Origin of the sequence: Deinococcus multiflagellatus (genome assembly GCF_020166415.1) — a bacterium.
GTDB classification, from domain to species: domain Bacteria; phylum Deinococcota; class Deinococci; order Deinococcales; family Deinococcaceae; genus Deinococcus; species Deinococcus multiflagellatus.
In genome coordinates this window covers 125,958-148,538 of record NZ_JAIQXV010000009.1, presented here as the reverse complement: position 1 = coordinate 148,538, position 22,581 = coordinate 125,958, and the positions used below count along the sequence as shown (strand labels likewise).

Genomic DNA, 22,581 nt, shown 5'->3' with positions numbered 1-22,581 from the left:
GAAACGAAAAAAGCGCCCCTGGGCCACGGGCACCAGGGACGCGGAAAAGGAGAGGCGAGGGGGAGGTTTAGCCCTGGCCGGGCGCGCCGCCCCGGCGGCCCCGGCGGCGGCGGCGGCGCTTGGCATCATCGGCTGGGGTGCCGCTGGCCTCGCTGGTGGCCGGCGCCGGGCTGGCCTCGCGCGGTTCGCGGGTAGGGCCCGGGCGCGCGCCGCCAGCGGGGCGGCCATTCAGGCGCCCGGAGGCACCCCGGTCGTTGCCGCCCCGGGTAAAGCCGCGCCCGCCGCTGGGGCCGCCGCGCTCGGGGCGGCCATTCATGGGCCGGCCGCCCCGGCCGTGGGGCGCGCCGCCCTGGCCGTCCTCGGGCGGCATGTTCTCAATGGTCCAGTCGCCAAAGTACATGCGCTGCACGGTGATGTTCACCGGGCGCAGGTGCTCGTTGCGCGGGCGCTCCAGGGTGATCACGCGCCGGGCCCCCCGGCCCCCGCCCATCCCCACGCCGCCAAAGGAGGTGCGGCCCTGCTGCGGGCGGCCTTCACGGCCCTGTCCCTGTCCACCCTGGCCCGGCGTGCCCTGGCCCCGGCCGCGCATCGGGCGCCCCGCCCCCGCCGAGGGCGACAGGGTGGGCCGGGGTGAGGGATCGTCCAGCGTGAACTTCTTGGGTTCGCTGACCGGCAGCTGCTGCAATTTCTCGCGCTTTTCCTGTTCGCGGTCTTCGCGGCGCCGGGCGCGGGGTTTGACGGGTGAATCCATATCGGTCTCCTGAGTGTCGCCCGGGCGGTAATCCGGGCTGTGGGGATCGGCCAGGGTGAAGTCGGTCTGGCGGGCCAGGGGGTTGACGGCGTGAATGGTGACGTGAACAGGATCGCCCAGACGGTAACTGCGGCCCCGGCTGCGGCCCCTGAGCATCTGCGCGTCTTCCACATAGACGTAGTAATCATCGTCCAGGTGAGAGATGTGCAGCTTGCCTTCCACGCCGTTGTCCAGCGCCACAAAGAGGCCGCTGGCGACCACGCCAGACACGTTGCCGTGGAAGGACTCGCCCAGGTGTTCCTGCGCCCACTTGGCCTGGTAGTACTTGGTCAGGTCGCGCTCGGCCTCGGCGGCGGCGCGCTCGCGCTCGGAGGTGTGGTCGCCCATGCCGGGCAGGCGGGCCTGCAGGGCGGCCACCGCGCGGTTGCCGGCCTGCAGCTCGCCGCTCAGCATGCCCTTGAGCACCCGGTGCACCAGCAGGTCCGGGTAGCGGCGGATGGGCGAGGTGAAGTGCAGGTACTCATCAAACGCCAGCCCGAAGTGCCCCAGGTTTTCCCCGGCGTACTTCGCCTGCTGCATGGAGCGCAGCAGCAGCGTGTTCACGATGCCCTCGCGCGGGGTGCCGCGCACCTGCTTGAGGACCGCCTGGTAGGCCTGCGGGGTGGGTTCGCCGCCCGGGAAGGCCAGGCCCAGCCGCCCGATGGCGCTGCTGACCTCCTGAAAGCGCTGCAGGGTGGGTTCCTCGTGAATGCGGAACAGGGCGGGCAGTTCGCGCTGCAGCAGTTCGTGGGCCACCACCTTGTTCGCCAGCAGCATCAGGTCCTCGATCATCCCGCGCGCCGTTTCCTCGCGGATGGGAATGAGTTCCATGCGGCCGTCCGGGCCCACGTCCACCTTCACCTCGCGCAGCTTGAAGTCCAGCGCGCCTTCGCGCAGGCGCTTCTGGCGCAGCTTGGTGGTGATTTTCAGCAGCAGGTGCAGGTCGCCTTCGAGGTGGCGGGCGTGCTCGGGCAGCGTGGCGGTGGCCTCGCTGTAGGCCTGCACCTCGTCGTAGGTCAGCCGCGCCTTGGAGTTGATCACACTGGGCGCCAGCTGCACCTTTAGGATCTCGCCCTCGGCGGACAGCTCCACCATGGCGGTCATGGTCAGGCGGTCCTCGTAGGGCACCAGGGAGCACACGCCGTTGCTGACGTGTTCCGGTAGCATAGGCAGCACCCGGCCCGGCATGTACACGCTGGTGGCACGCGCGTAGGCTTCCTGGTCCAGCGGCGTGCCCTCCTGCACGTAGTGGCTGACATCCGCAATGTGAATGCCGACCACAAAGGTGCCTTCGGGGGTGGGCTGAATGTGAATGGCGTCGTCGAAATCCTTGGCGTCGCGGCCGTCCACCGTGAAGATGTTGAACTCGCGCAGGTCCAGGCGGCCGATGAGGGCCTCTTCGGGAATCTGGGTAGGAATGGCGTTCGCCTGTGCCAGCACCTCTTCCGGGAATTCGCCGCGCAGGCCGAACTTCACGATCACCGCTTCGGTCTCGGTCACGGGGTCGTCCTGCTCGCCCAGCACGCGGGTGATCTGCCCGAACACCTCGTCCTCGCCGGTGTTTTCCGGCCAGAACAGTTCCGTGACCACGCGGGCACCGGCCTGCAGGTCCTCCAGACCGTCGGGCAGCAGCAGGATGCGGTGGCGGGCGCGGTGGTCGTCCGGCTTCAGGATGGGGTGGCCGTGGTGGAATTCCAGGGTGCCCACCAGCTGCCGGTAGGCGCGCTGCACAATGCGCACCACGCTGGCGCGCGGGTTGCCGTCGCCGCGCTGGCCCCGGCGAGAGCCGCGTGGGCCACGGTCATCCCGGCTGTCGCCCCGGCCTTCCATGCGCACCAGCACGATGTCGCCGTTCCAGGCTTCCAGGGTCTGCTCGGCCGGAATGTAAAAGTCCTCGCCGCCGCTGTCGGGAATCACGAAGCCAAAGCCCGCTGCCGACGCCTGGAAGCGCCCGCGCACCAGGCTCATGGCCTCGGGGAGCCCGTAGGTCTTCTTGCGGGTGCGCACCACCTCGCCGCTCTCCACCAGGGCCTCAAGCAGGTCGGTCAGGTCGCGCCAGCCGCCCAGACGCTGAATGGTCTGGCGGGTAAAGGTGCGTTCCAGGTCGCGCACATGCACCGGGCGCCCCAGCTTGCGCAGCTGCGCCACCACGATGTCGCGCTCGGGGTGCGCGGCGGGGTCCTCATCGCTGTCGTCTGGGACCGGGTGCACGGCCCCCGCCTGCTCTGGCTGGGCTTGGTCGGCCAGTGGCTCGGCCTGATCCGCCGGGGTGGGCGTGGGGGCCAGGGCCGCTGCTTCGGCAGCCGGGCGGGCCTTGCGGCCTCCCCGCTTGCGGGTGGGCGCCGGCTCGGGGGTCGGCTCGGCGGGGGTGGGGGTGACCTCGAGGGTGGCCTCCACCGCTTCCACGCCAGACAGCACCTCGGCCAGCGGCGCTTCGGGCAGCGCGGCCTTGCGCGGGCGCCCGCCGCGTTTCTTGGGCACTTCGAGAATCACCGGGTCCGGCTCGGGGGTGGCTGGTGCCACGGGCTGGGCGTCAGCCACTGGCGCGGTGACCACAGCGGCGCTCTCGGGCGCTGTGGATTCGGCAGGGACAGCTGCGCGGCGGCCCCGGCGGGCCGGTTTGGCGGGTGCGGGGTCGGGCGTCGGGGCCACGGCTGCCGGCGCTTCGTCCGGCTCGGGGGTGGGTTCGGTCACCGCTGGGGCCAGCCGCAGTTTGCGGCCCCGCTTGGGCTGGGGGGCCGGGGCCTCGGGCTCGGCCGGGGTGGGCTCGGCGGGGGTAGGCTCAGCCACGGGCTCTGGCTCGCTGGCCTGCATCGGCGCCGTGTCAGCGGTGCTCTCCGACTGCCGGGCGCGGCGGGAAGACGCCCGCTTGGCGGCCGGGCGAACGGTCACTGTGGGTTCCGCAGTTGGACTGGGCTCGACTTCAGGGGCCAGCGCGGCGCTCGACTGTTCGGCCGGCGCCTCTTCGGCTGGCGTGGTTTCAAAGGGGGCGGCCTCGACTGGCGCGGCCTTCCGGCCCCGGCGAGGGGCGCGGGGCGGCGTGGGGGCCACGGCGGCTTCGGGCGCCTGCTCCACGGGCAGGGTCGTGTCCGGCTGGGCCACTGGGGGCCGCTCTGCAGCGGGGGTCTGGGCCTTTTTGCGGCTGGTGCGGGTTTTGGGGGCCGCGTCGGCCGCCGGCTGAGACGCGGCGGAGCGCCGCGAACGGGTAGAGGTGGGTGTAGATGTGCCGGTGCTGTCGGTGCCCGGCACCGTTTCCGTTTTTTTCTTCGGCATGTACGTTCCTGGTGAATCAGGACGCGCCCGTGGGGGTGAACTCATGCGCCGCCTTTATGGCCTTCTGCTGCGTGGCGCCGGCGCGCGCAATCCGCCCACGGGAACTGGTGTTGGTCGCTTCCTCGGGTGGCGCCCGGCAGTCCAGCACGACCGGAAAAACCGTGATCGTGGTGGGGGCGCTGTCCTGAACCCGGCAGCGTCCTCAGCATAACACGCCCCGCCTGACGCCACCTTTACGCACCGTGGCTTAGCAGCGGAGCTTAGCCCTGGGCCCCGGGGCGCAGCACCTGACCGCTCAGGGGTGCGTGGTCGCTCAGGCGGGCGGCGCGGTGCGCCTGCACGCCCTGCACCGTTACCCCGGCACTCAGCAGGTAGTCCAGGCGCCAGCCCACGTCGTTGGCGTAGGCGTTGCCGCGGTTGCTCCACCACGTGTAGGCGGCGGTGTCGCCCAGGCAGGCGCGGTGGGTGTCGGTCAGGCCGCTGGCGAGGTGGCGGGTCATCCACTCGCGCTCCTGGGGCAGAAAGCCGCTGTTTTTCTGGTTGGCGCGCCAGTTTTTCAGGTCCAGGGCCTGGTGGGCGATGTTGTAGTCGCCGCCGATCACCAGCGGGGTGCCCTCGGCCAGCAGGGCCTGGGTCCAGGCGTGGTAGTCCTCCAGAATGCGTTCTTTAAAACCCTGGCGTTCGGGGCCGGAACTGCCGCTGGGCAGGTACACGCTGGCAAAGCGCACGCCGCCTATCACCGCGCTCAGCACGCGGCCCTCGGCGTCCAGCTCGTCGTGCGGCAGGCCCACGCGGATATCACTAAGGGGGGCTTTGGCCAGAATCGCCACGCCGCTGTAGCCCGCCTTCTGGGCCGGAAACCACGCCCCGGCGTAGCCCAGGTCGGCCAGCGCGTCTGGCATGGGGGCGGCGCGCACCTCCTGCAGCAGCAGCACATCGGGCGCTTCGGTGCTCAGCCACTCGCGCAGCCCCTTGCGCAGGGCGCTGCGCAGGCCGTTGAGGTTCAGGGTCGTGACCTTCAGCAGGGGCGGGTCGGTCATGGGCAGCCCGCAGCATAGAGGACCGGCCCGCGCCGCCTTCACCGCACCCTGAATTTTCCTTCAGACAAGCTGCAGCTTGGCGCCGGGTGGGGTCTGTTACGCTGCTTTCACTATGGTCGAGATCAAGTTTCGCAACGAGAGCGACGGTCAGGAATTCGAGATGACCCATCCCAAGGCCGCCCGCGTCCTGAGCGATATTCAGAAGTGGGCCCACAGCAACGCCTTTGAACATGTGGTCTTCTGGCGCGACCCCGAAGACGCCCACAAGTTCTGGGTGCAGCTGGGCGACGACCGCCTGAATTACTGGATTCACGACAGCACCTTCACCGAAGGCAAGCACGAGACGGTGGAAATGCAGATGGACTACGCCCGGGGCGCCCAGCGCCGCAGCGCGGCTGGGTACGACAAGTTCGATAAGTAAGGGTGTGGGACGTGGGTTGTGGGACAAGCGGTTCCTGCAGCCCACAACCTACACTTCCACTTTCCCCAATCGCTGCGCCGCGTCCAGCAGCACTTCAGGGGGCTGCACCAGGGCGAGGCGCACGTAGCCCTCGCCCTGGCGGCCAAAGGCGGCGCCGGGGCTGAGGGCCACCCCCGTTTGTTCGGCCGCGCGCACCGCAAAGGCCACGCTGTCCTGCAGGCCCGGCACCCGGGCCCAGGCGTACATGCTGGCCTGAGGCCACGCCACGGTCCAGCCCAGGCCACGCAGGGCGGGCACCAGGGCGTCGCGCCGGGCCTGAAACACGGCTGCGCCCTGGCGGCCCAGGGCCTCAGGCAGGTCCAGCGCCAGGGCCGCCGCGCGCTGAATGCCCAGGTACGGGTGAAAATCCACGCTGCCCTTCACGCGGGCCAGCGCCGCAATGGCCCCGGCGTCCCCGGCGGCAAAGCCCACCCGGAAGCCGCCCATGTGGTGGGTTTTGCTCAGCGAGTGCAGTTCCACCACGCCGCCTCCGCCCGCCTGCAGGGCGCTGGGGGCGTGGTAGTCGCCAAAGGTCAGCTCGGCGTAGGGGTGGTCGTGGATCAGGAGGGTGCCCCGCGCGCGGCACCACGCGGCCACCCGGGGAAAAAAGTCAGCGTCCACCACCGCCGAGGTGGGGTTGTTGGGGTAATTCAGTAGCAGGGCCCGGGGGCGCACCGAAGCCGGCACCGCGTCCAGATCGGGCAGAAAGCCGTGCTCCTCGCGCAGCGGCAGTGGCGCCACCTGCACGCCCGCCACCGCCGCCGCGCCCAGGTAGGGCGGGTAACCGGGGTCGGGCAGCAGCAGCGTGTCGCCGGGGTCGGTCACGGCCAGCAGCAGGTGGGCCAGTCCCTCCTGCGCGCCGATCAGGGGGAGCACCTCGGTCTGTGGGTCCACCTGCACCCCGAAGCGGCGGCCCAGATAGCGCGCCGCCGCCTCGCGCAGCGGGGCCGTGTCGCTGAACAGGGGATAGCGGTAGGTGGCCGGGTCCCGGGTGGCCTCGCGCAGCGCCGAGAGCACGGCCTCGGGCGGCGAAAGGTCGCTGCTGCCAATGCTCAGGTCCGTCACCACGCGCCCGGCGGCCCGCGCCCGTTCCTTGGCGGCGTCCATCAGCGCAAACACGCTGCCCGGCACCGCCGCCGCCCGCCCAGAGATCCACATGGGAGGCAGGGTAGTGCATGGCCCCGGGCGCCGGGGAGGGGCGCGCCTGTCTTGCGGTGGGCCGGGGCGCGCGCGGGCAAATGCTCTATGCTCGGCCGCATGGCGTATCAGGCGGTCATTGGGCTGGAAGTGCATCTGCAGCTGAAGACGAAAAGCAAGATCTTCAGCGCCTGCCCGCAGGACTACCACGGCGCCGCGCCCAATACCTTTACCGACCCCTACACCCTGGGCCTGCCCGGCACCCTGCCCACCCTGAACCGCGAGGCGGTGGAACTCGCCATGATGTTCGGCCTGGGCCTGAACTGCGACGTTTCGGGGCCCACCCAGTTTCACCGCAAGAACTACTTTTACCCGGACGCGCCGAAGAATTTTCAGCTCTCTCAGTACGACCGCCCCATTGCCCGGGACGGCTTTCTGGACGTGACCCTGGAGAGCGGCGAGGTGCGGCGCATCCGCATCAAGCGCGCGCACCTGGAAGACGACGCGGGCAAGCTGACCCACCCCACCTACGCGCCCTATTCCATGCTGGACCTCAACCGCGCCGGCTCCAGCCTGCTGGAAATGGTTACCGAGGCCGACCTGACGGGCGCTGAAGAAGCGCGCGCCTTTCTGGAAAGCGTGCAGGCCATTGCGCAGGCGCTGGGGGTCAGCGACGCGGCCCCCGAGGAAGGCAAGATGCGCTGCGACGTGAACCTCAGCCTGCACCGCCCCGGCGAGCCCTGGGGCACCAAGGTAGAGGTCAAGAACCTCAACTCCTTCCGCTCGGTGGCGCGCGCCATCGAATACGAAACCGCCCGGCAGGCGCGGGTGCTCGCCGGGGGCGGGCGCATCACCCAGGACACCCTGGGCTGGGACGAGGGCGGCCAGAAAACCTTTCTGATGCGCACCAAGGAAGGCGAGGCCGATTACCGCTACTTCCCCGAACCCGATCTGCCGCCGCTGGACATCACCCCGGACTGGATCGCGCAGGTGCGCGCGCGAATGCCCGAACTGCCCGCCCAGAAACAGGCACGGTATCTGGCGGCGGGCGTGCGGGCCGGCGACGCCCATACCCTCAGCCACGACGTCGCCCTGTCGCGCTTTTACGACGAGGCCATGCGTGCGGGCCCCGATGCCCAGAAGTTGGCGAACTGGCTGCTGGGGGACGTTTCGGGCCTGCTGGCCGCCCAGGGGCAGACGGTGGACAGCAGCGCGCTGCAGCCCGCGCATCTGGCGGCCCTGGTGGCGCTGATTGACGAGAGCACCATCAGCGGCCGGGTCGCCAAGGACCTGCTGCCCGACGTGCTGGGCGGCCACGACCCGCGCGAACTGGTGCGCACACGCGGCCTGAGCGTGGTGACCGACACCGCTGCCATTGACGCCGCCATTGACGCCGCCATGCAGGCCGACCCCGCCACGGTGGAAAAGGTGCGCGCCGGCAACGCCAAGGCCATGAACGCCCTGTTCGGTCCCGTGATGAAAGCCACCGGCGGCAAGGCCAAACCCGAAGTCGTGCGCGAGCGCCTGCAGGCGAAGCTGGGCCTGTGAGGGGGTCGGAGAGGTCTAAGGGTCGAGGGTCAAAGGGTCTAAGGGCCTTGGCGCCCTACCTCCTTAGACCCTCAGACCCTTTGACCCTTAGACCCCCCGCAGGGGCCCCATGACCGCCCCCCGCTGGCGCACGGCCGCGCTGGCAGCGCTGTGGGCGCAGGTGGCGGCCACCTTCGGGCTGTGCGCGTACGCCGTGTGGTCCGGCTGGCCGCTTTCGGAATTCGGCTGGCTGGGCGCGCTGCGCACGCTGATCTCGGCGCTGGTGCTGGTGTGGTGGACGCAGGTGTTTGCCCGCTACGCCCAGGCCCTGAAAACCGAGGATGATGACGGCGTGCTGCGCTCCCTGCGCGGCCTGTTTCCCTGGCTGACCGCCCTGCGGCTGGCGCTGTGGCTGATGGGCGTGTTTCTGTATGCGGGCGGCGCCGTCCCCGACGCCAACCCGGTGGCCCTGACCGCCCTGGCGACGGTGGAACTGGGCTTCATTCTGGCCAAGAACGCGGTGTACGGCACGTTGGCGCGTTTTGCCTCTGCCCCCCTGGACCTGGCTGGCCGGGCCGCGCTGGCATCGTGGCTAAATGTGGGCGCCGCCATGAGTCTGGCGATTGGGGTGGTGAACATGGTGCCCGTGGCCGGGCTGGGCGGTCCCCGTTCGGCCGCCGACCTGCTGGTGTACGGCCTGCACGCGGCGCTGGACGTGGCGGCGGCGCTGCTGGCGCTGCAGGCCCTGCGCGCAGCCCCCCGCGTTTAAGAACAGGCTGTTGAGTGCCGCTGGTCACCCCTGAATGCCGAAGCAGGAAGAGACGGCTTGCCAGAAGGACGCAGGACCAGACCCCGCTGGCCTGCTGGCGACCAGAACTCTGCCTAAGTGCTGCCATCACCTTGCCCCGGGCACGCGCAAGGGCGCTGGGGTCCTTTGTGGCCCCTTGAGAGCGGTTGACCAATAGAACCCCCTCACTCCTCGCGGCGCGAGGCCCTCGCTACCGCGTAGCGCTGCGAGTCCCACGAGGGGCGGGGATCGAGACCCAACAGCATCTTTAGGTCAACGGCTCTCAACGCGCCCCACTTCGCCCACAGGTGCTCGTCGCAGGAGGCCCAGCTTTTCCCCGGCTCGGCGCTGCAAATCATGGGCGTGGGCGCTGGCCCAGGCATGCCGGGTGGCGTGCTTGTTCTTGGACGGGTCGCAGCCGCCCACATGCCCGCAGGTCATGCACACGCGCAGGTGCACCCAGGTGCCGGCCCACCTCGGCCCCGGGGCCACCTGTTCCAAACCATGCCTCAGCATGCCCCCCGGCCCCCACATCGCCCCCACCAGGGCCCAATGGCAAGGGGCCAGCCGGCGCGCCGCTGACCCCCTGCTGCTCCCTCTACGACTTACACCCCGGTCGCCAGAATGAGCTTGTGCACCACCCAGCCCAGCACGATGCACACCGGGATGGTAAAGATCCACGCTTGGACGATGCGCCCGGCCACCTGCCATTTGACCTTCTTGAAGCCCTTGGTGGTACCCACGCCCATGATGCTGGTGGAGATGGTGTGGGTGGTGCTGACCGGAATGCCCAGGCGGCTGGCCGTTTCGATGATCAGCGCGGCGCTGGTTTCGGCCACGAAGCCGTCCACCGGCTTGAGGTCCACGACCTTGAAGCCCATGGTCTTGATGATGCGCCAGCCCCCCACCGCAGTGCCCGCGCCCATGGCCGTCGCCGCCGAGAGAATCACCCACAGCGGCACAATCTCGATTTCCGTGTTCAGGTAGGCCGCCAGCGCGAAGGTGATGATCCCCATGGTCTTTTGCGCGTCGTTGCCGCCGTGCGAAAAGGCCATGAACGCGGCACTGAAAATCTGCAGCGTGCGGAAGGTCCGCGTGACCACCCTGGGCTTCATCCAGCGCAGCACCAGCCACGACAGCAGGAACATCAGCAGAATCGGAACCAGGAAGCCCAGCGCGGGGCTGGTCACCAGGCCGGTCAACGTTTTCTGCACGCCCTTGGGAATGATGATCCCCACGCCGCCGGCCGCGATCCCCGCCCCCACGAGACTGAACACCAGCGCGTGGCTGGAGGAACTGGGCAGGCCCTTCCACCACGTGAACAGGTTCCAGACAATGGCGCTGATCAGGGTGGCGCCCACCAGTTCCAGGGTGGCGTACTGCTGCGGCACGATGTCTTTGGAGATGGTCTTGGCGACCGCTGTGCCGGTCAGCGCGCCCACCACATTCAGAACGGCCGCCATGGCAATGGCCTGGGCGGGGGTGAGCACCTTGGTGGCCACACTGGTGGCAATGGCGTTGGCGGTGTCGTGAAAGCCGTTGATAAAGTCGAAGACCAGGGCCAGCGCCACGATGACGATCAGGCCAATCAGAGCCGTATCCATATTGAAAGGGCCCTTTCGCCTTACGCGTTCTTGAGCAGAATGCTCTCGACGGTCTTGGCCACGCGCTGCGCTTGGTCGCTGGCGTCTTCAATCAGGGCCACGATTTCACCGCTGCGCATGGCGCGGATCATGCCGGGCACGTCGGTCACGCCGTCGTACAGGTGGCGCTGCACCTCATCGCTGATGGCGTCGCCCTGGTCTTCAAGGGCGCGGATTTCCTTGGCAATGCGGGTCAGCTCGGCCAGTTTGCTGTTCTGCTCAATCAGCGGCATGCCCTGGGCCAGCAGCGCGCACTGCTGCTCCACCACACGCGCCAGTTGCGCCATCTGGGGCAGCGGCTGCTGAATGCTGTACAGGCTCAGCTTCACGGCCGCGTCTTCCATGTCGTCCACCAGATCGTCCAGCTCGCTGTTCAGGCTGATGATGTCTTCGCGGTCAAAGGGCACAATGAACGACTCGGCCAGCAGGTTGGTGATCTCGTCGGTCAGGCGGTCACCCTCGTGCTCCAGGTCGCGCACGCGCTGCACCTTGGCCTCGACATCGGTGTAATGCTCAAGCAGGTCCACCAGGGCCTGCGCGGTGGCGTGCGCGTTGCGCGCGGCGGCGGCAAACTTTTCGCTGAACTTGGGGTTGCTGGGCATGAATTTAGACAGAACCATGACAATCCTCCCGACTGTTTCGCCCGAGTGTCATGGGAATGTCAGCTCCGGCGAACAAAGAGAAGCAGGAGGCATGTGGGATGGCCTCCTGCACTGGGCCCAGTGTAAACGGAAACAGAAGGCGCGGGCAGACGCCCGTTGCTGACCTGCGCTTTCTTTGACCGGCGCTTTCTCTAAGATGCACGGGTATGGGTGAACGTTTGCACCGCCAGCACCCGGCTGGGCCCACTGCGGCACGCCGCCGGGTCACTGAAGTTCTTGCTCCCGCGCCCGATCTGGCCACGCTGAAGTTGCAGCGTCTGGCCCAGGAATTGCGGCGCCTGAATCCAACCTCGACTGTTGTGCAGCGGCAAGCGGCGGGGCCAGTGCTGCGGGCCTCAGGGCTGGAACAGCAGGAGGTGGCACGGCTGCACGTTCAGCGCCAAGCGGTGAGCGAGCAATTGGCCACCTTGCCCCAGGTCGAGGCTGCACCGATTCAGCGGCAAGCCCAGCCCGTGCCGGCCAAGCCCCAGAGCCCCGCCGACTGGGTGACGGTGATGCGCCACCAAGCGGAGCAGATCGAAGGCAAGTCCCTGGATACACGGCAATATGCCCAGTTCACGGCGCTGCAACGGCAGGTGGCGAATACCTTGGTGCAAGGCTTCCGTTCAGACCGAGGCCCAGCACAGGCCCGGTATGACACCTACGGCGAACACTTGGCGACGCTGCAACGCCATGAAATCAGTGCGCCAGTGAGTCGCGTGGTGCTGGGCATGGTCCCGGCTGGGGAACGACTCGCGCTCCAACGGGCGGTCGACACAGCCGTGCAACGATATGAAGCTGAAGAAGCCCTATCAGCCACCTCTGCCCAACGTCAGAGCTTGCAGCGCCAATTGGCGGAACTGGATGCGGAAGCGACACAACCCGTCTTGCAGCGCATTCAAGCCCGACGAGGTGCGGGGAATCCTCTGCCCGAAGCGATTCAACGCCACCTCGAACAAGGCTTAAACCATGACCTGTCCCGTGTTCGTATTCACGATGATGCGGAAGCGGACACGCTGGCCAAGGGGGTCAATGCCCTGGCCTTTACGACGGGCAGTGACATCTTTTTCCAGAGTGGGAAGTTCAATCCGAACAGCCAATCTGGCCTGGAACTGCTGGCGCATGAAGTGACCCACACCGTGCAACAGTCGCAAGGGCGTGTGGGCACTGGGATCGACCCCGATGCTGGCCTTGAAGCTGAAGCCCGGACGATGGGTGCCAAGCTCGCCCAGGGCCCTCGCTTTGGGACGCAGCACGCGCGGCACCGGCCCGGGGCGCTGACCCAGGTGCGTTCTCCCCAGCCCCTGCAGCGGCTGGCCGAGGCCCCCACCATTCAGCGCTGGTTTAACCCCCTGGACAAGCTCAAGGCCTTGAAGAAGAAGGCGCAGGCAGCGGTCAAGCAGGTGGTCCAAACAGTGACCAATCCGGCGGCCCGCAAGGCGGCCCTGCGCGCCCTGGCCCGGAAGATGCCGGCGCCCATTCGGGCCACCATCAAGAAGGCGGCCAAGAAGGTGGCTGGCGTGCGTGCGGGCCTGGGCAAAGGTATGGCCGCTGCACGCGGCGCCGTCAAGCGTGCCGGGGAGACCCTGGGCAAACGCCTGCCGCGCGCCGCCCAGTTGCTCAGCAGCGTGGGGCAGCTGTCCAAAAAGGCGCGTGCAGCGGTCTCCCAGGTAGCCACCCGGGTGGGCCGCACCGCCCAGCAGCTGGGCACGGCCAAGGGCCGCGCGCAGCTCGTCAAGCAGGCCAAAGCTGGTCTGCACCGCACGCTGCGGGCAGCGGCCAAATCGCTGCCTGCCCCCGCGCAGAAGGCCCTGAAGGGGCTGGCCAAGACTGGCCGTGCGGCCGTGCAGAACCTGCAGAACCTGGGCCTAAGCGCCACGAAGTTCGCCACCGATCCGGCTTACCGGGGCAAGGCGCTCAAGCGGTTGGCGCAGACCCCAATGGCCAAGCAACTCGCGCAGGTGGGCGGCAACATCCACCGCTTCACCACCGACAAGGCGTACCGTGGCGAACAGCTCGCCAGGATGGCACAGGCCGGCAAGCGCATTACCATGCCTCTGCAGCAGCTGGCCGGCAGTATTGGCAAGTTAAAGAAGGACGCCATAGTGGCCGTGGTGCAGAAGTCCAAGCAGGCCATGGCCTGGGCCAACGCGAAGTGGGAGCAAGTCAAGAAGAGCGCAGCAGGGCAAACAGTGGCTGGCGCCTGGAAGTGGGTGCGCTCGCCCGAAGGGGCCGCGATCCTGGCCAAATTTGGAGCGTCCATCGCTGTGGGCGTGGTGGCGGTGATTGGGACGGGCGGCATGGCCCTGCCCCTTGTGCTGGCCGCCGCCGGTGTGGCGAGTGGCGTGGCCGGCTCTCTGGCCGAGACCGCAGTCCTCAAGAAGGCCAACCCAGAAAAGTACAAGAACCGCAAATGGACCACAGGGATCAGTGCTTCGACCATGGCGGTGGACGGCCTGTTGGGCGCTTTCCTGGGGCCGGCAGCGCGGGTGGTGGGTGGCGCCGTGGCTCGTGGCGTGGGCAGCGCGGTGAAGTATACAGGCGGCGTGGGGCAAATGGCTGGAAAAGTGATGGGTGCGGGGTGGGCGGGTTTAAGCGAGAGGGCAGCGCGGTTGGCAGGCCGGTCCGTCACCGGTGTGACCCATACACGACAGCAACTGAGCCAGGAAATCGCCCAGGTTTGGCAGGCCACCCGCCAGGGTGTGCAGCAGTACAACCAGAGCATCGCGGCCAGTGTCCGTGCAGGCGTACGGCACGACATGCTGGGCAACGCCGGTTGGCGCGGCATTGGGCAGCGTGATGTGGGAACCTTGCTTGCTGGAACAGATGTGCTGCGACAAACCGTCAACCGCGTCGCTCGGGCACGGATTAAGGCAGAGCTGAACAGCCCAATGGGACTGATTCTGGCTCGCCAGCGCCTGAATATGCCGGGCGCCAGTGCCAAGAAGATTCGGCAAGCGCTCTTCAACGAACTCAAGGCCAATTCGCAAGAGGACTTGATAGCGGCGGCCTGGAAAGTTAATCCACAGTTGCGGCGGGCAGCTTATTCGGCGGCCCGGGGCAGTATGTGGCAACAGGCGAAGCAGGGGCTTTTTGGCAATGCCACGACTGTTGCAGGTAAGGCGGGGATGGCCGCCCTCTCTGGCCCTCGCCTGATGGTCGCCAACGTGGCCCAGAAGACGGGCGCAACCTGGAGAGCATTCCAGCAGGGGGGCCTCGCTGAGGGACTGGGACACAGTGCAAGCGCTTTGGCAGAGGAATTCACCAAGTTTGCCGGGCTCAAACTGAGCCTCAACGTCAAGAGTAATACGGCCAGCACCGATGAGAAGGCCCGGCGTGAAGCGTTACCGCGTGCCTTCAGTGAAACCGGCAAGGAACTGCGTAAACCGGAAAATTATATTGATGCTGGCATACAAGGCATCACGGGTTTCTCTCCAGAAATTGCCCGCAGTAAGCCGGGTGGGCTGCCAGCGCTGGCCGGCTTTGACAGTTGGTTGAAATATTTCGGTGGCACCTTCGGCAATGTTATAGGGGGAGACCTACATGAAGTGTCTGCTCCGTGATGTCAATTAGGTTGACGGATAAATAAAGACATCGACGGCGTCTTATGGAGAAGCTAAAGAATGGATATGAAGAAGGAGCATCTATGCTTGACATGACTTTTTATGAAGTCTGTGTTCAGATAAATCAGAGAATGGCATGTTGAAAGGAATGCTGCGGGGCATCTTCGGTCAACCTAAGGACCTTCCTGCGCCATTTCGAGGGGAGCCTTTCGCTCTGCTGGAGGCCTATGCCAGGGAGCGTCAGCTGGCGTTGGAAACTCTGGATGAGGACCGGAGAATATGGCGGCGAGGCGATGTGGCTCTGGTCTTTCGGCAAAGTCGCGAAAAGGGAACGCTGACTCTAGAGACTCAGACTTCGAGAAATTCCATAGAGCTATCTATAGAGGAAGAGTTCGATATCTATTTCTCCCTCGTCCAACTTCAAAATGGCATAGTGCTCGTTCAAAGGACCGTCTATCTCTGGGACAACGGCACTCCTCAAGACGTTCTTGATAAGATGTTTGATCATATTAAGTTGTTCCTACTTAAGGTCAAGCCAGAGAGCAAGGTCGGCCATTTCCGCCCTTATTTGAACGGCAGAACGTTCTTGACCTCATGGGAAGCGTTTCGGCACTTCATGACTCAGATCAAACGAGATCAGATAACGTCACAAGCGAGCAACTACGTGTCGTTTGATACTGGTGGTCTTCCTCTCGGGCTTCAAAAGACTGGAGATGGTCAATCCGTCATCATCTCGTACGACTTACGCGATTACGAAGGGCTTTACGACCAGCACCGCGAGCAGATTCTCGACCTCATCAATGCCGTCGCCTTGCGGCACCGGCAGATCTGCTTCCTGATTGACCGCGAGCGCCTGCTGATCTGCAACAAGTTCTACGTTTCGCCGGAAACCGACGCCCTGAACCTCTTCACCGCGCAGCTGCAGGCCATCCACGACGCCCTGCTGGATTACCTCACCACGGTGCAGGAAGCCCCGGACACCGCGTGGCTGCGCGAGGCCAGAGCGGCCTACCTGCGCCAGCAGCCGCGCCCCCAGGCATAACCCCTTCACCCCCACAGAGGAGTCCCCATGACCCAAGTGAAATTCGGCCGCCACCTCAACGAAAAGCCGCCCTTCGAGATCAACGACCTGACCTTTTCGGGCCTGCCGCTGTCGCTGGCTGAAGAGCGGCGGCTGGCAGCGGCCGGCGACGACGCCCCCGAAACCGAGCTGATGAACGCTGTACTGGGCGCCCTGGCCGAGGTGCTGAACGCCCGTGCCCAGGGCCGGCATGTGGACGCCGGGTGGCTGACCGAGAACCTGGCCCCAGCCGATGTGGAAGGTATTCTGGACTACCTGCGCACGGGCACGGCGTCCTGAACGGCAAAGGGAGAGCGGCGAGGAATGCCACCTGGGCCCCTCGCCGCTCTTCCCTCTAAGCAGATGGTTTAAGGCACCGTGATCGGCGCGGTGAAGGTCGCGCGGCGCTGCTCGCCGTCGGTGCCAATCGTGTTGGCGCCGGCGGGTGTGCTGCCCGCATCGGGGATGATGTCGCCGGCACCGTAGCCGTCACCGCCAAAGATGCCGCCCATGACCTTCACGCCGCCGGCCGGCGCGCCGCTCAGGCCCAGGGCGGTCCAGGGAATGGCGAGTTCCACGGTCTGTTCGGGCAGGGTGCCGCTGCTGGCCTGGAAGTAGTCGGCGGCGTTCACCTCCGGGGTGCTGGTGGCGCTGGCCACGCGCCGCAGCTGGGCGGGCTGGTTCTCATAGCGGGCCACGAAAGCGTCCACGCCATTCACGCCGCCGCTGAAGGTGGCCGCCCGGCGCCACGCCTCGAAGTTGTCCGCCTGCGCCGCGCCGCCCGCGCCGGTGTCCAGGTACAGGATGGCGCTGTTGCCCGCCACGCGGTAGGTGTAGGCGAGGTACAGATACTGGGCGTCGCTGTCGGCGCGCAGGGTCAGCCAGTTGTTGTCCGGGCCGAAGACGCCCGCATTCGGGCTCTGCACCGTCACCTTGGGGGCAGTCCAGTCGCTCAGGTTGCCGTCAATGGTGTACTTCGTGCGGGTGTCGCGGCTGAGGTTCAGGTCAGCGCCGGTCTGCGGGGCCGCAGCGCTGCGCGTGGCATCCAGATGGCCGCCCGCGCTGGCCTTCAGGGTGTGGGTGCCCGCCGGGGCGAACAGGGTGTAGGTGCCGTCACTGAAGGTCAGGGCGTAGTTCAGGCTGGGGTCAGCGGTGGTGGCTTCCACCAGGGCGCCGCTCAGGGGCTGCCCCGCGCCCGTGACCTTGCCTTCAATGGTGGCGGCGGGCACCGGCTTGTCAATAAAGTCGTAGGTGCCGCTGTACGCGTTGCCGTTTGTACCGGCCACATACACGCGGTCGCCCTGACCGGGGCCCTCGTAGCCGCTGTTCCTGGCGCCGGGGCCGTCGTTGCCGAACTTGAACTTGATCTCGCGGAACAGGGGCAGCTCCACTTCCGTCTTCCAGAGGCCCCGGCCCGTCTGGGTCATGGGCAGTTCGAGCTGCTGGCCGGTGTCGAAGCGGCGCAGTTCAATGGGGCCGTTGCCCTGGCTGCGGGCGTCCACCGTGAAGGTCACCTTGACCGTGTTCTTGCTGCTGGGGGTGGCGCTGACCGCGCTGCCCCGGCTTTCGGCGCCGCTGGCGTCCACCGTGACCACGCGGAAGGTGGTGCTCGCGTCGTTGGTCAGGCCGCGCACCAGGAAACTGCCCTGATCGCGGGCAAGGGGCGCGAAGTTCACCAGCCGCTCGGCGCCCGCGCCCTGTTTCACGTAGATGCGGTAGCCGCTCACCTTGGGATCGGTACTCGGCGTCCACGACAGCTGCGCGGCGCTGTCGCCGGCCTTCACGCTCAGGGCCGCCACTTCGGGCAGGCCCGGGTTCACGGTGCCGCTGGCCCCCGCGCCCGCCGGGGCGGTCACGGCCAGCACGCTGCGCGCGGGCACGCTGCCCACCAGCTTGCCGCCGCTGACGCTTAGCGTGTGGGCTTTGCCCGTCACTTCCGTCAGGGCGGTGCCGGCAAAGGTGCCCAGCAGCGGAATGCCGCCGCCGCTGAGGGTGCTCAAGTCCACGGGCGTGTCGCCGCCGTTCACCACGAACACCACGGGTTGCCCGGCCGGCCCCGTCACGCCGCCCACCACCCGGCGGTAGGCCAGCACAGGCGCGCCGCCGTTCGGGCGCCACAGTTCCTGCTGGGCGCCGCGCGTCAGGGCGCGGTAGGTGGCGCGGGCGTTTGCCAGGGCGCCCAGGCGCTCATCCAGGGGGCTGCCGGCCAGCTTGCTGAAGTCCATATCCTCGCGGTTGCCCTGGCCCAGCGGGTAATCGTAGGGGTCGCCCTTGCCGCTTTGGGCGTATTCCGTGCCCTGCCACACGCTGGGCGTGCCGCGCGAGAAGTACATGGTCGACAGGGCCATATCCAGCCGCTCGGCCGCCTGCGCCGCGCTGCCGCCGCGCTCGGTGACTTCCGAGACAAAGCGGCGCACATCGTGGTTGTCCACGAAGGTGGTCAGGCGGGTGGGGTCGCGGTAGGCGCCGTCCTGGGCGAACACGTCGGCCACCCGGTCCAGGTTGCCGCCGGCGCTGGTCAGGTGGTCTTTCATGGCGAAATACAGCGCGAAGTCAAAGACGCTGGGCGAGCCCAGGTCGTCCATGAAGTGGGCCAGATACGAGGGGTTGCCGTCAAAGACCTCGCCCACTGACCACACCTTCGCCGGGTCCCCCGCGCCGCCTGCCGCGAAGAACTGCTTCCAGTAGGCGTCTGGCACGTGCTTCATGGTGTCTATGCGCAGGCCGTCAATGCCGGTGGTGCCTTGCCAGTAGCGCACGAAATCGTTCAGGTAGGCGGTGACGGCAGGCAATTCCTGCTTGAAGTCCGGGAGGCCTGCCAGATCACAGTCGGTGGTCTTGTTGCTCGACGCCGCGCAATCGCTCTGGGTATGAAACCAGTCGGGGTTGGTTTTCGTCAGCGTCGCGTCGTAGCCGGCGTGGTTCACCACGATGTCCTGAATGACCTTCAGGCCGTTTTTGTGGGCGGTGTCAATCAGGGCCTTGTACTCGTCCAGCGTGCCGAAATGGGGGTCGAGCTTCTTGAAGTCCTCGGCCCAGTAGCCGTGGTAGCCGGCAAAGGGCTTGCCCTGGTTGGGCCCGCTGCCGGTGTTGATGGCGGGCACCTGCAGCACCACCGGGCTGACCCAGATGGCGGTAAAGCCCATGCGCTTGAAATAGCCCTCTTCAATCTTGGCCTTCAGGCCCGCAAAGTCACCGCCGTGCCAGCCCAGCGGATTGGTGCGGTCCGCGCGGTCCCCGGCATTTCGGTTTGGGCCGTTGTCGTTGGCCGGGTTGCCGTTGGCAAAGCGGTCGGTCATGGCGAAATAAATGACCTCGTCCTGCCACGCGCGCGGTCCGGCATCCGGCGTGCGCGGCGGCACGCAGGCGGCCAGGGATAGGGTCAGGGCCGTCAGGGCGCCAGCGCGCCCGAGCATCTGGAAGCGTTTCATGTGTCTCAACATTGAACGAGGAAGCGCTTCCGAAAGTCAATGGGCTGAGGTTAGACGACCCGTGCAGATGGGCGGCTGTGATGGCGCGGGAGGAGGCTGTGGCCGCGTGGCTGGTGGTACAAGGGGCAGGCTTCATCACAGGTGGCCGTTCGGTCACCCTGTGTGCTCGCCCAGATGTTCCCGGATTGCACCCGGTCTGACGGTCACGGCGCGCGCACTTTTCTACGCTGGGCCGCATGAAAGCCATGTGGAACGGCGCGGTGATTGCCCAGTCGAATGACACGGTGGTGGTGGAAGGCAACCATTACTTTCCGGCCGACAGCGTGCGGGCCGAGTACCTGAAACCCAGCGCCACCCGCACCACCTGTCCCTGGAAGGGCGAGGCCAGTTACCACAGCCTCTTGGTGGATGGCCAGGAGAACCCAGATGCCGCGTGGTTTTACCCCGCCCCAAAGGACGCCGCCCGCCAGATTCAGGGCCGCGTGGCGTTCTGGAAGGGCGTGCGGGTCACTGAAGACTGAAGAGTGGGCTGCGCCAGAGCCTTGAAGGGCCAGACCCTTCAGAAGTGCTGAAGTGCCTTGGGGGGCGTGGGCTGCTGGGGCACCCGTGGGTGGAACAGGCCGCCGCTCGGTACAACCACAAAGCGCGGACAGGGGAAAGGGGACGTCGCCCTCTCCACCTGCCCGCCGCTTTGCCTTACCGCTCCAGGGTGACCATAAAGGGCTCAGCGGCAATGCGCACGCCCGCGCCGCTGAACACCGCACGGATGGTGTACTCGCCGGCGGGCAGCGCGCGGCCCTGGCTGTCGCGGCCGTCCCAGCGGATCGTTTGCACGTCCATGGTTTCGCCCGGGGCCACCTCGGTTACCACGATCTGCATGGTGCACAGGGTGTCGCGGGGATTGCCGCGCACCACCTGCCCGGCGGCGTTCAGCACTTCAAAGCGCACGTCGCAGGCACCGTGCTCCAGGCGAATAGGCTGCTCGCCCTGGTTGCTCAGGTCGAAGGTCCAGGTGGCGGCCTCACCCGCCTTCAGGCTGCCGGGGCCATTCAAGGTGGCCTGGTGGGGAATGTTCAGGGACGCGCCCGCAGTGGGCAGCGTGGTGGCCCCTGTTCCTGGCGTCGCGGTACCCGGCGCCGCTGGCGTGGTGGGGGCCGGCGCTGCCGGGGCCGATTTCCCTGGGGGCAGCGCCGGAATGTTGAAGATGCTCACCTGGGCGTGCGCCAGGGACGCGCCCAGCAGGGCGGCCGTCAGCAGCAGACGTGGGGTCATGGCCCCACTCTGAGCCTGCGGGCCTGACGCTGCGTGAGCCCCGCTGAAGAAAGCGTGAGGGTTTCTGGGCCTGTGCCCAGCTCCCCCCTAGCGCAGCAGGTCCAGCAGGGCGCTGTACAGGCCAATAAACTGGTCGTCGTCCAGCGCCTGGGTGTGGTTCCAGGTGGCGGCCACGCAGTACGTACGCCCGGCCGCCGTGGTCACCTGCGTGGTCAGGTTCAGCACACCGGGCTCGCTGCCGCCCTTGTAGCTGACGGTCTTGAAGGTGCCGGGCTGGGCCACGCCGGGGTTCAGCTGCGTGGCGGGCAGGGCGGCCACCTCGGCCATCAGGGCACACAGACGCGGGGCGCTCACGAACCATTCCACGTCCAGGGCCTGGGGGCCGTCCGGCCAGGTTTCGGGGGCGGGCAGGGGCAGCGCGGCGGTCCGGGCCAGCACCGCCCGGCGGGCCTGCTCATTCAGACCAGCGGCGCGGTAGTCGCGCAGCAGTTCGGCGTTGGCAGGATTTTTCAGGATGAACGCCTCACGGGTGCTGACCATCACGCGCACGCCCAGGCGCCGCTCCACGCCCTCGCGGCCCACCGCCCGCAGCAGCAGGTCGGTGGCGGTGTTGTCACTCACCGAGATCATCTGCGCGGCCAGTTCCTGCAGGGTCAGGCGGCGGCCCGCAGGCACTTTCTCCAGCGCGGCGCTGGAGAACACCCGGTCGGCGTCTTGCAGGGTCACCTCGTCGGTCCACTTCAGGCGCCCGGCCTGCACCTGCGCCTGCAACTCGCCCAGCACCGCCAGCTTGAACGCCGAGGCCACCGCCAGCGGCCGGCCCGCGTTCAGGCTGAGACGGGCCGGGCCGCCCACCTCCTGCACCAGCACGCTCACCTGCCCGGGGAGGGCCGCAAAGGCGGCGCGGGCCTCGTCCAGGGTGGTGACCTTCACCTCGGGGCGCGGCGGGGCGATCAGCAGCCCCTCAATGCGGCCCTGGTCGTCCAGCGCCAGGGCGCGCACCTGCACCTTGCCGTTCGAGAAGGTCAGCGTGGCGCCCTCGCCGGCCAGGGCGACGGTTTGCAGGGTGCCGAACTGGGCGCGCAGGCTGTCCAGCAGGGCACTCAGCTGGGCAGGGGGCACGGCCTGCAGAAATTCGGGCGTGAACAGGGCGGGGTCCAGCGGCGTGACGAACAGGGCGCGCAGCACCGCTTCCCGCTGGGCGGTCACGCTGTCCGGGGTGGGCGAGCTGAAGCGCAGCGCCACAATCCGGCCCTGGGCATCCAGCGACAGGGCCGACACGATCAGCTCGCCGCGCTCGAACACGGCGCGCAGGGTGCCGCCCTGGTCCTGCAGGCGCTGGAAGCTGCCCAGCTCGCGGCGGATGTTTTCTAACCCCGCCTTCAGCGTGGCCAGCGGCACCTGTGCCAGAAAGCTGGGGGCAAAGTCGGCCTCCTGGGCCTGCCCGCTCAGCACGCGGGTCACGGCCTGGGCGGGGGTGGGGGCCTGGGCGTCCACGGTGCCAGAGAGCGAGAGGGTCAGGGCGGCGGGGACGATGGAAAGAAAGCGCATATCAGGAGCTACGCGGGGGCGCGCGCCCGGGTTCCGGGCCCTGTGACCAGCCCCCCGTGACCCCGCCCCCAGCCGCCCCGGACCCTGCTTTATACTTCGCGGCATGATTGACGCGGCCCAGATTTCTCATCTTGCGCAGCTGGCGCGGCTGCACCTGACCCCGGAGGAACGCGCAGCGATGGCGGACGACCTGGGGCGCGTGCTGGGGTACTTCGAGCAGCTGAACGAACTGGACACAGAGGGCGTGGCCGAGATGCAGCGCCCCGTGGCCCTGGTGAACGTGCTGCGGGACGACGTGCCCGGCGAGGTCTTCGCCCCCGAGGTGGTCATGGCCCTGGCCCCCGAGCACCTGCCCGACGGCCACATTCGCGTGCCGCGCACCGTGGAGCAGGACTGATGCGGGGCC

16 protein-coding genes are annotated in these 22,581 nt (G+C 67.7%); 8 read left to right on the top strand and 8 right to left on the bottom strand.

What is annotated here, in order from left to right; all coding sequences use genetic code 11:
• Positions 1-67 precede the first annotated feature (67 nt).
• Together rnr and K7W41_RS12555 are read right to left on the bottom strand one after the other, a co-directional pair.
• Entirely contained in the window at positions 68-4,063 is a 3,996-nt protein-coding gene (gene rnr / locus K7W41_RS12560; RefSeq protein WP_224608936.1) for a ribonuclease R, read from the bottom strand.
• 260 nt (positions 4,064-4,323) lie between these two features.
• The gene (locus tag K7W41_RS12555) at positions 4,324-5,103 is read right to left on the bottom strand and encodes an exodeoxyribonuclease III (RefSeq protein WP_224608934.1); all 780 of its coding nucleotides are present in this window, start codon (positions 5,101-5,103) and stop codon (positions 4,324-4,326) included.
• 112 nt (positions 5,104-5,215) lie between these two features.
• Between K7W41_RS12555 and K7W41_RS12550 the strand changes: the two genes are divergently transcribed.
• Positions 5,216-5,524, top strand: a complete 309-nt coding sequence (locus tag K7W41_RS12550) for a hypothetical protein (protein WP_221089463.1) — start codon at positions 5,216-5,218, stop codon at positions 5,522-5,524.
• Positions 5,525-5,572: 48 nt separating this feature from the next.
• On the opposite strand, the gene K7W41_RS12545 is transcribed toward K7W41_RS12550, so the two are convergent.
• Positions 5,573-6,721, bottom strand: a complete 1,149-nt coding sequence (locus K7W41_RS12545) for an aminotransferase class I/II-fold pyridoxal phosphate-dependent enzyme (RefSeq protein ID WP_224608932.1) — start codon at positions 6,719-6,721, stop codon at positions 5,573-5,575.
• Between the two features lie 99 nt (positions 6,722-6,820).
• Here K7W41_RS12545 and gatB point away from each other — a divergent pair, with 99 nt between their 5' ends.
• Both gatB and K7W41_RS12535 read left to right on the top strand, forming a co-directional pair.
• Positions 6,821-8,248 carry an Asp-tRNA(Asn)/Glu-tRNA(Gln) amidotransferase subunit GatB gene (gene gatB / locus K7W41_RS12540; protein ID WP_224608930.1) on the top strand — a complete coding sequence of 476 codons (1,428 nt, stop codon included), beginning with the start codon at positions 6,821-6,823 and terminating at the stop codon, positions 8,246-8,248.
• Positions 8,249-8,357: 109 nt separating this feature from the next.
• The gene (locus K7W41_RS12535) at positions 8,358-8,996 is read left to right on the top strand and encodes a hypothetical protein (protein WP_224608929.1); all 639 of its coding nucleotides are present in this window, start codon (positions 8,358-8,360) and stop codon (positions 8,994-8,996) included.
• A 623-nt stretch (positions 8,997-9,619) separates the two neighbouring features.
• Here K7W41_RS12535 and K7W41_RS12530 read toward each other — a convergent pair.
• Together K7W41_RS12530 and K7W41_RS12525 are read right to left on the bottom strand one after the other, a co-directional pair.
• Entirely contained in the window at positions 9,620-10,618 is a 999-nt protein-coding gene (locus tag K7W41_RS12530; RefSeq protein WP_224608928.1) for an inorganic phosphate transporter, read from the bottom strand.
• A gap of 20 nt (positions 10,619-10,638) precedes the next feature.
• Positions 10,639-11,277 carry a DUF47 domain-containing protein gene (locus K7W41_RS12525; RefSeq protein WP_224608927.1) on the bottom strand — a complete coding sequence of 213 codons (639 nt, stop codon included), beginning with the start codon at positions 11,275-11,277 and terminating at the stop codon, positions 10,639-10,641.
• 188 nt (positions 11,278-11,465) lie between these two features.
• Between K7W41_RS12525 and K7W41_RS12520 the strand changes: the two genes are divergently transcribed.
• From K7W41_RS12520 to K7W41_RS12510, 3 genes are all read left to right on the top strand, one after another.
• Complete coding sequence (locus K7W41_RS12520; protein WP_224608926.1) at positions 11,466-14,861, top strand: eCIS core domain-containing protein; 3,396 nt, start codon at positions 11,466-11,468, stop codon at positions 14,859-14,861.
• Positions 14,862-14,997: 136 nt separating this feature from the next.
• The gene (locus K7W41_RS12515; RefSeq protein ID WP_224608925.1) at positions 14,998-15,903 is read left to right on the top strand and encodes a hypothetical protein; all 906 of its coding nucleotides are present in this window, start codon (positions 14,998-15,000) and stop codon (positions 15,901-15,903) included.
• Between the two features lie 27 nt (positions 15,904-15,930).
• Positions 15,931-16,221: a hypothetical protein gene (locus tag K7W41_RS12510; RefSeq protein WP_224608924.1), complete on the top strand. Its 291-nt coding sequence runs from the start codon at positions 15,931-15,933 to the stop codon at positions 16,219-16,221.
• Between the two features lie 68 nt (positions 16,222-16,289).
• Here the strand turns inward: K7W41_RS12510 and K7W41_RS12505 are convergent, their stop codons facing one another.
• Positions 16,290-19,352: an alpha-amylase family glycosyl hydrolase gene (locus K7W41_RS12505; RefSeq protein ID WP_224608923.1), complete on the bottom strand. Its 3,063-nt coding sequence runs from the start codon at positions 19,350-19,352 to the stop codon at positions 16,290-16,292.
• A gap of 236 nt (positions 19,353-19,588) precedes the next feature.
• Here K7W41_RS12505 and K7W41_RS12500 point away from each other — a divergent pair, with 236 nt between their 5' ends.
• Positions 19,589-19,873 (top strand): DUF427 domain-containing protein, encoded by a 285-nt coding sequence (locus tag K7W41_RS12500; protein ID WP_224608922.1) that lies wholly within the window; start codon positions 19,589-19,591, stop codon positions 19,871-19,873.
• A 175-nt stretch (positions 19,874-20,048) separates the two neighbouring features.
• Here K7W41_RS12500 and K7W41_RS12495 read toward each other — a convergent pair whose 3' ends face one another.
• Together K7W41_RS12495 and K7W41_RS12490 are read right to left on the bottom strand one after the other, a co-directional pair.
• Entirely contained in the window at positions 20,049-20,624 is a 576-nt protein-coding gene (locus K7W41_RS12495; RefSeq protein WP_224608921.1) for a BsuPI-related putative proteinase inhibitor, read from the bottom strand.
• Between the two features lie 87 nt (positions 20,625-20,711).
• A complete protein-coding gene (locus K7W41_RS12490; RefSeq protein WP_224608920.1) occupies positions 20,712-22,175 on the bottom strand; it encodes a serine hydrolase in 1,464 nt (487 codons plus the stop codon).
• A gap of 103 nt (positions 22,176-22,278) precedes the next feature.
• Between K7W41_RS12490 and gatC the strand changes: the two genes are divergently transcribed.
• A complete protein-coding gene (gatC, locus tag K7W41_RS12485; RefSeq protein ID WP_224608918.1) occupies positions 22,279-22,572 on the top strand; it encodes an Asp-tRNA(Asn)/Glu-tRNA(Gln) amidotransferase subunit GatC in 294 nt (97 codons plus the stop codon).
• Positions 22,573-22,581: the final 9 nt, after the last annotated feature.

Bases quoted from the DNA above. Each gene is read 5' to 3' on its own strand.
- gatB (WP_224608930.1), top strand. From the start codon at position 6,821: ATGGCGTATCAGGCGGTCATTGGGCTGGAAGTGCATCTGCAGCTGAAG.
- K7W41_RS12490 (WP_224608920.1), bottom strand. From the start codon at position 22,175: ATGCGCTTTCTTTCCATCGTCCCCGCCGCCCTGACCCTCTCGCTCTCT.
- K7W41_RS12520 (WP_224608926.1), top strand. From the start codon at position 11,466: ATGGGTGAACGTTTGCACCGCCAGCACCCGGCTGGGCCCACTGCGGCA.
- K7W41_RS12510 (WP_224608924.1), top strand. From the start codon at position 15,931: ATGACCCAAGTGAAATTCGGCCGCCACCTCAACGAAAAGCCGCCCTTC.
- K7W41_RS12515 (WP_224608925.1), top strand. From the start codon at position 14,998: ATGTTGAAAGGAATGCTGCGGGGCATCTTCGGTCAACCTAAGGACCTT.
- K7W41_RS12505 (WP_224608923.1), bottom strand. From the start codon at position 19,352: ATGAAACGCTTCCAGATGCTCGGGCGCGCTGGCGCCCTGACGGCCCTG.
- K7W41_RS12545 (WP_224608932.1), bottom strand. From the start codon at position 6,721: ATGTGGATCTCTGGGCGGGCGGCGGCGGTGCCGGGCAGCGTGTTTGCG.
- K7W41_RS12525 (WP_224608927.1), bottom strand. From the start codon at position 11,277: ATGGTTCTGTCTAAATTCATGCCCAGCAACCCCAAGTTCAGCGAAAAG.
- rnr (WP_224608936.1), bottom strand. From the start codon at position 4,063: ATGCCGAAGAAAAAAACGGAAACGGTGCCGGGCACCGACAGCACCGGC.
- K7W41_RS12500 (WP_224608922.1), top strand. From the start codon at position 19,589: ATGAAAGCCATGTGGAACGGCGCGGTGATTGCCCAGTCGAATGACACG.
- gatC (WP_224608918.1), top strand. From the start codon at position 22,279: ATGATTGACGCGGCCCAGATTTCTCATCTTGCGCAGCTGGCGCGGCTG.
- K7W41_RS12535 (WP_224608929.1), top strand. From the start codon at position 8,358: ATGACCGCCCCCCGCTGGCGCACGGCCGCGCTGGCAGCGCTGTGGGCG.
- K7W41_RS12530 (WP_224608928.1), bottom strand. From the start codon at position 10,618: ATGGATACGGCTCTGATTGGCCTGATCGTCATCGTGGCGCTGGCCCTG.
- K7W41_RS12550 (WP_221089463.1), top strand. From the start codon at position 5,216: ATGGTCGAGATCAAGTTTCGCAACGAGAGCGACGGTCAGGAATTCGAG.
- K7W41_RS12555 (WP_224608934.1), bottom strand. From the start codon at position 5,103: ATGACCGACCCGCCCCTGCTGAAGGTCACGACCCTGAACCTCAACGGC.
- K7W41_RS12495 (WP_224608921.1), bottom strand. From the start codon at position 20,624: ATGACCCCACGTCTGCTGCTGACGGCCGCCCTGCTGGGCGCGTCCCTG.